Genomic DNA, 11137 nt, shown 5'->3' with positions numbered 1-11137 from the left:
TTTGGCACTGATACACCGCATTCGCGAGCAAGCCCGCTCCCACATTTGAGCGGCGTCAGACCTTGAATTGGCGCAGAAGGCTGTCGAGTTGTTCGCTCAGGCCTTTCAAGTGCGCACTCGCGACGCTGGACTGCTGCGCCGCCAGCGCGGTGCTGTGGGACAAGCCGGCTGCCTGGGTGACGTTCTGGTTGATGTCTTCCACCACATGCGCCTGCTGCAACGTGGCGCTGGCAATCGAGGCGTTCAGCCCGTTGAGATTACGCAGCGCCTGGCCGATGGCAGTCAGGCTCGCGCCCGCCTGGCCTGCTTGTTCAATGGTCAGTTGCGAGGCCTGGTGGCTGTCACTGATGACCTTGACCGCTGCCTCCGAATGGCCTTGCAGGCGCTCGATCATCGCCTGGATCTCTGCCGTGGATTTTTGCGTGCGCTGGGCCAGCAGCCGTACTTCGTCGGCCACCACCGCAAAACCACGGCCTTGCTCCCCGGCGCGGGCCGCTTCGATGGCGGCGTTGAGGGCCAGCAAGTTGGTCTGGTCGGCAATCGAGCGGATCACTTCCAGCACGCCGCCAATCTGCGTGCTTTCAGTCGACAGCGTCCGGATCACCTCCACGGCCTGGCTGATGGTGCCGGAGAGCTGGTCGATCCGTTGCAGGCTGCCATCGATATTGAGCTGGCCCTGTTCGGCCTGCACCTGGGCATCGCGCATTTCGCTGGCGGCATGCTCGGCATTTTTGGCCACGTCCTGTACGCCATAGGTGACTTCATTGATCGCCGTCGCCACCAGTTCCATCTGCTGCGATTGCTGTTGGCTACGGTCATGGGCATCGCTGGCGTTGCTGCCCAGCTCGGTGGACGACTGGCCCAAGGCGTTGGCGCAGGTCTGCAACTGGCCTACCACCTGCCGCAGCTTGGCGGTAAAGCTGTTGAAGTGCCGCGACAATTGAGTGACTTCATCCTGGCCATGGGTGTCGAGGGTGCGGGTCAGGTCGCTTTCGCCACTGGCGATATTGGCCATCGCATTCACTGCCTGCTGCAACGGGCGCACGATGCTGCGGGCTATCAGCACCACCAGCAGGGCCATGATCAGCGCGATCACCAGGCCAACCACCGAGGCTTTCCACACCTGGCCGCGGAACTCGCCTTGCACGTCATCGACATACACTCCAGAGCCGATGATCCAGCCCCAGGGTTCGAACAGCTGTATATAGGAGGTCTTGGCCACCGGTGCATCGGCGCCGGGCTTGGGCCAGCGGTAGTTCACCATCCCCGCGCCCTTGGCCTTGGCCAGGATCACGAACTCGTTGAACACCGCAAAGCCGTCCGGATCGCGGATGGCCGAAAGGTTCTGGCCGTCGAGCTTGGGGTTGGCCGCGTGCATGATCATCACGGGCGTGAGATCGTTGATCCAGAAGTAGTCGTCCTTTCCGTAGCGCAAGCCACGTACCGCGCTCAAGGCTTGCTTCTGCGCCGCTTCACGGGTCAGGACGCCACTGGTTTCGAGGCTGTGATAATAAGTCAGGATCCCGCTGGCGGTTTGCACCACGCGCTGGGTCTGCTCACTCTTGGCCTGGTACAGGTCGCCATGAATCTGCTTGAGCATAAGCAGGCCGAGGGTTAGCAGCATCAGCACGGCGACGATCAGGATCAGCCAGAGGCGCCGGCTGATAGACATATTGCGCAAACTGTTCATGGTCCTGTCACTCCGTGTTCTTATAATTTTGGGTGCTGCATCGACATTTCCGGCTTGTCTGATAGGCTTTCGGCCCAGAATCAAAAAACCTGAGTCCTGCCTGATTTTTCACGGAATTTTCGCAGTTCGGCCTTGATTATTTGCGCTGTGCTTGCAGCGCACTCTTCGTTAGTGAACGTCTAAAAAATATCAACGAGGCATGCCGTGGGCATGACCTTTGGGGGAATCGATGGATCTTTGGACCGCCGTACAGGCACTGATACTCGGCGTTGTAGAGGGGCTGACGGAGTTTTTGCCGATCTCCAGTACCGGGCACCAGATTATCGTGGCCGACTTGATCAACTTCGGTGGCGAACGCTTTGAAGCGTTCAATATCATCATCCAGCTGGGCGCGATCCTGGCGGTGGTGTGGGAGTTTCGACGCAAGATCCTCGACGTGGTCATTGGCTTGCCGACCCAGCGCAATGCCCAGCGTTTCACCGTCAACCTGATCATTGCCGTATTGCCGGCGGTGGTGCTGGGGGTGATTTTCGCCGACCTGATCAAACACTACCTGTTCAACCCGATCACCGTTGCGGCGGCGTTGGTGGTGGGCGGCGTCATCATGTTGTGGGCCGAGCGCCGCCAGCATGAAGTGCACGCCGAAACCGTCGACGACATCACCTGGAAGGACGCGATCAAAGTCGGCTTCGCCCAGTGCCTGGCCATGATCCCGGGCACCTCGCGCTCGGGCGCTACCATCATTGGCGGCCTGTTGTTCGGCCTGTCACGCAAGACCGCCACCGAGTTCTCGTTCTTCCTGGCGATGCCGACCATGGTCGGCGCAGCGGTGTATTCGGGCTACAAGTACCGTCACCTGTTCCAGCCGGATGACCTGCCGGTGTTTGCCATCGGCTTTGTCACCTCGTTCATCTTCGCGATGATCGCGGTCAAGGCGCTGCTCAAGTTCATCGCCAGCCACAGCTACGCGGCGTTCGCCTGGTACCGGATCGCCTTCGGCCTGGTGATCCTGGCCACCTGGCAGTTCGGCTGGATCGACTGGTCGGCCGTCAAGCCATGATCATCCAGCATCCGCGCTTCAAGGCGTTGGTGTTTGCACTGTTGTGCGCCGCGCCGCTGTTTGGTGCGGCGCTGCTGGGGTACCGCGGGGTTTCGCTGATCCCGCTGGTGGCCTATGGCGTGGTCAGCGTGGTGGCGTTCCTGCTGTACTGGAGCGACAAGCGCAAGGCTCGCGAAGACAGCTGGCGCACCCCGGAAAACGTCCTGCACGCGGTGGAGCTGGCAGGCGGTTGGCCGGGGGCGTTGATTGCCCAGCAGGTGTTCCGCCACAAGACGCGCAAGGTGTCTTATCAGGTGGTGTTCTGGCTGATCGTGTTGCTGCACCAGGTGTTCTGGATTGATCAGCTGTTCCTGGGTGGCACGCTACTCTCGATCTTCTAGCAACAAGCCGACCTGCGTGCGCTTGGGCAGCTTGCTCACCACCAACTGGTGGGAGCGCTGCAACAGGCCACGCAGTTCCTCGGCGCCCAGCGGGTAGGGCGTTTCCATGATGATCCACTGCGCCCGCGCCAGGTACGGCGCCGGGTGGATGCCGGGGCGATCCACATGGCCCAGGAACAGCTCCTTGTCGACCTTGAAGGCCAGCGAGTCGCCCCGCAGGTTCTGCAAGGCAAACATCTTGTTGCCGGCAATCGAAAACACCCGCACGCCACCCCATTTGTAATCTTCCCGCGCGCCGGGCAAGCCCAGGCAAAACGTGGCGACTTGTTCTTCGGTCATTCTCATAGCAAACGGTCTCCGCAACCTTTGAAGGCGTTATCCAGGTGGTCGATCCAGGCCCGCACGGCCGGCAACACGCCGCGCCGATGTGGGTACACCGCCTGCAACCAGCCGCCCGGCAATGACCATTGCGGCAAGAGCTGCACCAACTGGCCGTTGGCCAATTCCTCCTCGCAATACATCATCGGCAGCACGGTAAACCCCAGGCCGGCGAGGGCGCAGGCCTTGCGTACCAGGAAATCATCGATCCCCAGCCGCGCTTCCATCACCAGGTCGTGGCTGCTGCCTTCCGGGCTGAGCATGCGGAAGTGCACCATGCGGTCTGCTTCCAGGGCGCCCAGCACCGGCAGTTGCTTGAGGTCTTCCAGGGTGTCGATCTGCCGCTCACGCACAAAGTCGGGGCTGGCGACAATCGCGGTCTGGGCCTGGCGCAGGCGCTTGGTCACCAGCAGCGGGTCTTCATCCCCAAGCTCGCGCACGCGCAAGGCCACATCAATGCCTTCGGCCACCAGGTCGACGCGGCGGTTGACCAGGTTCATCTCCAACTGCACCAGCGGGTTGGCGGTGAGAAACTCCGCCACCACGGTCTGCAGGAATTGGTGAGCCAGGCCCACGGGGCTGCTGACCCGCAGCCGACCGCGGGGTTCGCTGGACATGCTGGCCACTGCCTCATCGGCCATTTCCGCCTCCAGCAGCATTGCCTGGCAGTGGCGCAGGTAGCGTTCACCCACGGCGGTGAGGGTCAGTTGGCGGGTGGTACGTTGCAGCAAGCGGGCGCCGAGGCGTTCTTCCAGCTCGGCAATGCGCCGCGACAGCCGCGACTTGGGAATCCCCAGCAGTCGCCCGGCAGCGGCGAAACCGCCGGCTTCCACCACCTTGGCGAAGTAGTAGAGGTCATTCAGATCTTGCATGGTCGGCCTATTGTCCTGTCAGTGGGACGAATAATCGCATATTGCCTGACTAATCGCTGATTGGTTTCATCTGTAGGCTTATTTCCATTCCGTCGCCCTTGGCGATGCTTACTTGGAGATTAACCATGAAACTGTTGCATATCGATTCCAGCATCCTCGGCGACAACTCGGTTTCCCGTCAGTTGAGCGCAGGTGTCGTCAAGACCTGGCGGGCGGCCGAGCCAGGCGTTGAAGTGACCTACCGTGACCTGGCCAGCGAAGGCATCAACCACTTTTCCGGCGTGACCCTGGGTGCACTGGGCACCGCTGCCGAGCTGCGTGATGCCGTACAGAAACATGAAGCCGAGCTGAGCGCCAACACCCTCGCCGAATTCCTCGCGGCCGACGCCATCGTCCTGGCTGCGCCGATGTACAACTTCACCATCCCGACCCAACTCAAGGCCTGGATCGACCGTATCGCCGTCGCCGGCCAGACATTCCGCTACACCGAAAACGGTCCTGAAGGCCTGGCCGGCGGCAAGAAAGTCATCATCGTGTCGACCTCCGGCGGCCTGCACGTTGGCCAGCCGACCGGTGTGGCTCACGAAGACTACCTGAAAGTACTGCTGGGCTTCCTCGGCATTACCGACATCGAAATCGTCCGCGCCCACGGCCTGGGCTATGGCGATGAAGTGCGCAGCAAGGCGATCAGCGACGCCAACGCAGTGATCAACGAACAATTGTTCGCCGCAGCGTAAGACTTGTGTAAATTTTGCTGTTCCTCGATATCAATCTGATTCGAGGCGCCTAAACTCTGTATTCTGCTCGCCTGAAAAGCGATCGGAGTACGGAGTTTTTTCGTTTACCCGCTGTCACTACTTTGGCCCAGGTTATGCACGCATGGGTAAACCCTGCCAGTCCGAGCGCCTGAACCATGGATACTTCAACAGCTACGCGGGCTTACGCAACAAAGGTGGACATCCCCATGATGCGTCTTTGTGCAGTCTTGGTTCTCTCCCTGCTCGGCGGCCTGATTTCAGTGCAAGCCGCGCCCGCGCCGCACCCCCATTGGAGTGTGGGCTTCCACCGCATGACTTTTCTCGACCCGCTGGATCTGCAGCCGATGAAAGCCGTCGCGTTCTACCCGTCCACCGGCCTGGAACACACCACCCAGGTGGGCGCTTATCACATCGCCGCCACTGAAGACTCGAAAATCGCCATCGGCCGCTTTCCAATGCTGATGCTGTCCCACGGCAATACCGGCACGCCCCTGGCCCTGCACGACCTCGCCACCTCCCTGGCGCGCAAGGGGTTTGTGGTGGTGGCGGTGCTGCACCCTGGCGACAACTACAAGGATCACAGCCGGCTGGGCACCTTGAGCAACCTGTACGGGCGCCCGATCCAGATTTCCGAAGCGATCACCGCCACCCTCGGCGACCCGATGCTGTCGCCATTCGTCAACGTCGACCAGGTAGGCGTCATCGGTTATTCGGCCGGTGGCGAAACCGCGCTGATCCTCGCCGGCGCTAAGCCGGACCTCGACCGCCTGCGCCGCTACTGCCAGCAACGCCCGGAAGATCGCGACGCCTGCACCACCAAGGGCGAGTTGATCGTCGACCGCGACGACCTGCAACCGCAGGCCGACCCGCGTATCCATGCCTTGATGTTGATGGCGCCGTTGAGCCTGATGTTCGGCCGCCACACCCTGGCGGACGTGCATGTACCGGTGCTGCTCTACAGCGGCGACGGCGACAAGCTGGTGGCCGTGGACAAGAACGCCGAGGCCCTGGCGCGCAAACTGCCGGAGCCGCCGGACTTCAAGCTGCTGGCCGGGGCAGGGCACTTTGTGTTCATGGCGCCTTGCGACGAGAGCCAACTGGCCGCGATGCCCGCCATGTGCACCGATGCCGACGGGGTTGACCGTGAAAGCATACACCGCGACCTGATTTCCGAGGCCGGGCGGTTCTTTAATCACACCCTCGGGCAATCCACCCGGGCGGGCTTGCAGACGGCTGATCAGTAAGCGCGGCGCTTGAGCAGCAACGTCAGGCCCAGGCCGGTGACCGAGAGCAGGGCGGCGCAGAAGAAGATCCACGAGTAGCCCAGGTTCAGCGCCACCGCACCCATCACCGGCCCGGCAATGGCCAGCGCCAGGTCAAAAAACACCGCATATGCACTCAACCCGGCGCCCCGGCTGCTGTTGGGCACCTGCTTGATCGCCTCCACGCCCAGCGCCGGGTACACCAGCGACAAACCAAAGCCGGTCAGCCCGGCGCCGATCAAGGCCACGCCGGTGGACGGTGCCAGCCACAGCAGCGTCAGGCCCAGGGTTTCGATGGTCATGCAGGCAATCGCCGCGGTGAAGCCGCCGAAGCGGTTGATGGCGGAGATAAACACCAGCCGTGACAGGATGAAACACACGCCAAATACCGTCAGGCACCAGGCTGCGCCCGTCCAGCCACGGCTCAAGTAGTAGAGGGTGATAAACGTGGTGAGGGTGCCGTAGCCAATCGATGCCAGACACAGGCTGGCGCCGAACGGCGCGATACGCCCGAATACCGCCCAGAAGGGCAGCCGCTCGCCGCGCACCACGGGCACCGAAGGTTTGTTGCGAATCAGCAGCAGGCCCAGGGCGGAAAGTGCCGTGAGGGCGATTCCGAGGCTGGTGTAGCCGTAGTCGGCAACCATCACCACCCCAAGCGGTGCACCAATGGCAATCGCGCCGTAGGAGGCGATGCCGTTCCACGAGATCGATCGTGCCGTATGTTCGGCACCGACCGCGCCCATGCACCAACTGATGGTGCCGACGCCGATCAGGCCCTGCGCGACGCCGAGTAACAGCCGGCCGACAATCAATATGCCGAGGCTCAGCAACGGCAGGCTTTGCACCAGCGTGGCGATGAACGTCAGCACCCCGCTCAGCAGAATCCCGCTCAGGCCCAGCACGATAGCGCGCTTGGTGCCCACGTTGTCCGACATGCGCCCCGCCATGGGGCGGCTGAGCAGCGTGGCCAGGTATTGCGAGCCGATGGTTATCCCGGCGACCACCGCGCTGAAACCCAGCTCACCGTGGACATAGCCGGGGATGACGGCAATCGGCAGGCCGATACAGATAAACGCGATAAACGTGTAGAAAACGATGGAAACGATCTGCAGGGTGATCGACAAGGAGCTGGGGGTGGCAGGCTGTGTGGCAGGCATGGGGACTCGTTCGCGGGCGGGCGGTGAGGGCATCATGGCAAGGGCTTGGGGTAAAAGGAAGCAGGCTAACTATATTTGATGATATTGCGGCCCGTGCCTATCCGGCTTTGGATCCATGGGGCCTCCCTGGCCCGGGACGACTAAAGCGGACGCGGTAAAGTGTGGGAGCTGTCGAGCTTTAGCGAGGCTGCGAAGGCGGCGGCATGGTCAATAAAGATGTTGCCTGGCACACCGCTATCGCGGCCTCGCTAAAGCTCGACGGCTCCCACAGAAAAGCAGAGCCATATCCCAAAAAAAAGCCCCATCACACTGGACGGGGCTTTCGCATTTCAAACTACCGGCGGCTCTTAGAAAACCACACCCTGACTACGCAGGTAATCGTCATAAGTCCCGCTGAAGTCGATCACCCCACTCGGGCTCAGCTCGATGATGCGGGTGGCCAGGGACGACACAAACTCCCGGTCATGGCTGACAAAGATCAGCGTACCCGGGTAGTTCTCCAACGCCAGGTTCAGCGCCTCGATGGACTCCATGTCCAAGTGGTTGGTCGGCTCGTCCATGATCAGCACGTTCGGCTTTTGCAGGATCAGCTTGCCGAACAGCATGCGACCTTGCTCGCCACCGGAAATCACCTTCACCGACTTCAGGATCTCGTCGTTGGAGAACAGCATGCGGCCCAGGGTACCGCGAACCACTTGCTCGCCTTCCTTGGTCCAGCGGCCCATCCAGTCGAACAGGTTGGACTCGTCTTCGAAGTCCGAAGCATGGTCCTGGGCGTAATAGCCCAGTTCAGCCGCGTCGGTCCACTTGACCGTACCGGCATCCGGGGTCAGTTCGTTGACCAGGGTACGCAGCAGGGTGGTCTTGCCGATACCGTTCGGGCCAATGATCGCCACGCGCTCGCCGGCTTCAACCTGGAAGCTGAAGTCCTTGAACAGCGTCTTGCCGTCAAAGCCCTTGGCCATGCGATCGACGATGACCGCCTGGCGGTGCAGCTTCTTGGTCTGGTCGAAGCGGATGAACGGGCTGACGCGGCTCGATGGCTTGACTTCGGCCAGCTGGATCTTGTCGATCGCCTTGGCACGGGAAGTGGCCTGCTTGGCTTTCGAGGCGTTGGCCGAGAAGCGGCTGACGAAGGATTGCAGCTCGGAGATCTGCGCTTTCTTCTTGGCGTTGTCCGACAGCAACTGCTCGCGGGACTGGGTCGCCACGGTCATGTATTCGTCGTAGTTGCCCGGGAACAGGCGCAGCTCGCCGTAGTCCAGGTCGGCCATGTGGGTGCAGACGCTGTTCAGGAAGTGACGGTCGTGAGAGATGATGATCATCAGGCTGTTACGCTGGGTCAGGATGTTTTCCAGCCAGCGGATGGTGTTGATGTCCAGGTGGTTGGTCGGCTCGTCGAGCAGCAACACTTCCGGATCGGAAAACAGCGCCTGGGCCAGCAATACACGCAGCTTCCAGCCTGGTGACACTTCGCTCATCGGGCCGTTGTGCTGCTCGATGCCGATACCCAGGCCCAGCAGCAACTCACCGGCGCGGGATTCGGCGGTGTAGCCGTCCATCTCGGCGAAGTCGGTTTCCAGCTCGGCCACGGCCATGCCGTCGTCTTCGGTCATTTCCGGCAGCGAGTAGATGCGGTCGCGCTCGGCCTTGACCTTCCACAGCTCTTCGTGACCCATGATCACGGTGTCGAGTACGGTGAATTCTTCGTAGGCGAACTGGTCCTGGCGCAGTTTACCCAGGCGCACGTTCGGCTCCAGCATGACCTGGCCGCCCGACGGGTCGAGGTCGCCACCGAGGATTTTCATGAAAGTCGACTTGCCGCAACCGTTGGCACCGATCAGGCCATAACGGTTGCCTGCGCCGAACTTGACCGAAACGTTCTCAAATAGCGGCTTGGCGCCGAACTGCATGGTGATGTTAGCTGTGGAGATCAATTACTTTACCTATCAATAGCTTGGAGTGCGCTAATTTGAGCCGGGCCCATTTTGTGGCCCAGGCCAACGGGCATACGTCGGCAGCGACATCAAGGCTTGGGGCCCAGTCGCTGAGCAGAAAAATGGGTGCATGTTGGAATTTGGCGCGCATTGTCGCATATGTCAGGCGGGAGTTGTATGGCGCTGCACGGATGGATTCGCCCGAGTCTCCGGCATTGCCACCCACACCAGCCCCAATGCGACGGCCGCCACGCCGGCCAGGGTCAGGAACGCGGCGTTGTAACCCGCCCACTGCACGACAAAACCTGCCAGGCTGCTGCTCAAGGCCGCGCCGAGGCCGAATGCCGTGGACAGCGCGCCCAGGCTGACATTGAAGCGTCCGGTGCCCTGGGTGAGGTCTTTGACGATCACTGGAAACAGCGCGCCGAACACCCCGGCGCCGACCCCGTCAAGCATCTGCACCGCCACCAGCCAATAAGGATCACTGGACAGCGTATACAACACGCCCCGCAGAGGCAGGATCATGAAACCGGCGAGCAGCAACGGCTTGCGCCCCCACACGTCGGCCTTCACGCCCACCAGCCAGGCCACCGGCACCATCACCAACTGGGCCGCGACGATGCAGGCCGAGGTCAGCGGCGTGGCCATCTGCAGGTTGATCTGCGACAGCTTCTGGCTGACCAGCGGCAGCATGGCCGCATTGGCCAGGTGAAACAGCGCGCAGCAGATGGCAAACAGCATCAAGGGCTTGTTCGCCAGAAGCACGGCCAACCCCGACGGTTGTTCATGGCCGGTGCCATGCGCAGGGTCGAAACCCCTTGCGACTTCGTGGTCGATTGCCTGGGCTGACACGCAGCTGACCGCGATGACACTCGCCGCAGCCATGACTGCCATCAGATAGAACACCGCCACCGGGCCGAACAGGTAGGCGAACCCACCAGCGAGCAGGGCCGCCACCGCGTTGCCGGCGTGGTTGAAGGTTTCATTGCGGCCGGTGCGCCGGGTAAAAGCGCGCGGCCCGGTGATCCCGAGGGAAATCGCCGAGATGGCCGGCGCAAACACCGAGGCCGCCGCTGCACTGGCCGCCTGGGTCAGCGCCACCAGGCTGAAGGAGCTGACGAAGGGCAGGAGCAGGCAACTGGCAGTCACCAGCAGCGCGGCGATCACGATCACTGCCCGTTTGCTGCGGGTTCGGTCAATCAATGCGCCGGCCGGCGTCTGGGTGAGCAGGGCCGCGATGCCGGCCAGGGTCATGACCACGCCGATGCTGGCGGGGTCCCAGTGGTGCACGGCCAGCAGATAAATCGCCAGGTACGGCCCCAGTCCGTCACGCACGTCCGCCAGGAAGAAGTTCAGGCTGTCCAGGGACAGGGTGTTGCGCAGGTCAGAGCGAGTGGCCATGGCACGGTCTTCAGGCAAGAGGTCGGTAGCAGTAGTGACCCATGGCATGAAGGTATAGTTTCTGAAGGCGGCGTTGCACTCGTATGGCAATACAAGCAAAAACATTTACAAAGTGGAGCCATTTGCATCGAAAAATAGCGCTGATCGAGGCTTTTTCAGGGCTTTTTATTGTTAACAGTTGAACATCCAATAAGCCTGGCTTATTTTCCGTCCGTTCGCCCTACAGTGAAGGCTCTTTA

10 protein-coding genes are annotated in these 11137 nt (G+C 61.7%); 4 read left to right on the top strand and 6 right to left on the bottom strand.

Annotated elements, in window-relative coordinates:
- Positions 1 to 55: 55 nt before the first annotated feature.
- On the bottom strand, positions 56 to 1690 hold the full coding sequence (locus tag ACW9I6_RS07270; protein ID WP_134326697.1) for a methyl-accepting chemotaxis protein: 1635 nt from the start codon (positions 1688 to 1690) through the stop codon (positions 56 to 58).
- A gap of 229 nt (positions 1691 to 1919) precedes the next feature.
- Here ACW9I6_RS07270 and ACW9I6_RS07265 point away from each other — a divergent pair, with 229 nt between their 5' ends.
- Together ACW9I6_RS07265 and ACW9I6_RS07260 are read left to right on the top strand one after the other, a co-directional pair.
- Positions 1920 to 2750 (top strand): undecaprenyl-diphosphate phosphatase, encoded by an 831-nt coding sequence (locus ACW9I6_RS07265; RefSeq protein WP_003215357.1) that lies wholly within the window; start codon positions 1920 to 1922, stop codon positions 2748 to 2750.
- A complete protein-coding gene (locus tag ACW9I6_RS07260) occupies positions 2747 to 3130 on the top strand; it encodes a DUF1294 domain-containing protein (protein ID WP_003215359.1) in 384 nt (127 codons plus the stop codon). Before ACW9I6_RS07265 ends, ACW9I6_RS07260 begins: the two co-directional genes overlap by 4 nt.
- Here ACW9I6_RS07260 and ACW9I6_RS07255 read toward each other — a convergent pair.
- Both ACW9I6_RS07255 and ACW9I6_RS07250 read right to left on the bottom strand, forming a co-directional pair.
- Positions 3113 to 3475: an MmcQ/YjbR family DNA-binding protein gene (locus ACW9I6_RS07255; RefSeq protein ID WP_032899493.1), complete on the bottom strand. Its 363-nt coding sequence runs from the start codon at positions 3473 to 3475 to the stop codon at positions 3113 to 3115. The genes ACW9I6_RS07260 and ACW9I6_RS07255 overlap by 18 nt on opposite strands.
- The gene (locus ACW9I6_RS07250; protein WP_003215364.1) at positions 3472 to 4380 is read right to left on the bottom strand and encodes a LysR substrate-binding domain-containing protein; all 909 of its coding nucleotides are present in this window, start codon (positions 4378 to 4380) and stop codon (positions 3472 to 3474) included. The genes ACW9I6_RS07255 and ACW9I6_RS07250 overlap by 4 nt, the downstream gene beginning before the upstream one ends.
- A gap of 125 nt (positions 4381 to 4505) precedes the next feature.
- Between ACW9I6_RS07250 and ACW9I6_RS07245 the strand changes: the two genes are divergently transcribed.
- Positions 4506 to 5117 carry an FMN-dependent NADH-azoreductase gene (locus tag ACW9I6_RS07245; protein WP_457339103.1) on the top strand — a complete coding sequence of 204 codons (612 nt, stop codon included), beginning with the start codon at positions 4506 to 4508 and terminating at the stop codon, positions 5115 to 5117.
- A gap of 227 nt (positions 5118 to 5344) precedes the next feature.
- On the top strand, positions 5345 to 6382 hold the full coding sequence (locus ACW9I6_RS07240) for an alpha/beta hydrolase family protein (RefSeq protein ID WP_008436172.1): 1038 nt from the start codon (positions 5345 to 5347) through the stop codon (positions 6380 to 6382).
- Here the strand turns inward: ACW9I6_RS07240 and ACW9I6_RS07235 are convergent.
- The 3 genes from ACW9I6_RS07235 to ACW9I6_RS07225 all read right to left on the bottom strand — a co-directional run bounded on the left by ACW9I6_RS07235 (position 6376) and on the right by ACW9I6_RS07225 (position 10898).
- Positions 6376 to 7560, bottom strand: a complete 1185-nt coding sequence (locus ACW9I6_RS07235) for an MFS transporter (protein WP_008436173.1) — start codon at positions 7558 to 7560, stop codon at positions 6376 to 6378. The two genes, ACW9I6_RS07240 and ACW9I6_RS07235, sit on opposite strands and share 7 nt — an antisense overlap.
- A 347-nt stretch (positions 7561 to 7907) precedes the next feature.
- Entirely contained in the window at positions 7908 to 9497 is a 1590-nt protein-coding gene (locus tag ACW9I6_RS07230) for an ABC-F family ATPase (RefSeq protein WP_008436174.1), read from the bottom strand.
- 162 nt (positions 9498 to 9659) lie between these two features.
- On the bottom strand, positions 9660 to 10898 hold the full coding sequence (locus tag ACW9I6_RS07225; RefSeq protein WP_003218461.1) for an MFS transporter: 1239 nt from the start codon (positions 10896 to 10898) through the stop codon (positions 9660 to 9662).
- Between the last annotated feature and the right edge of the window lie 239 nt (positions 10899 to 11137).

The sequence above is a fragment of the Pseudomonas sp. SDO5522_S412 genome, from assembly GCF_054071215.1.
This window is presented reverse-complemented; position numbering and strand designations above follow the sequence as displayed.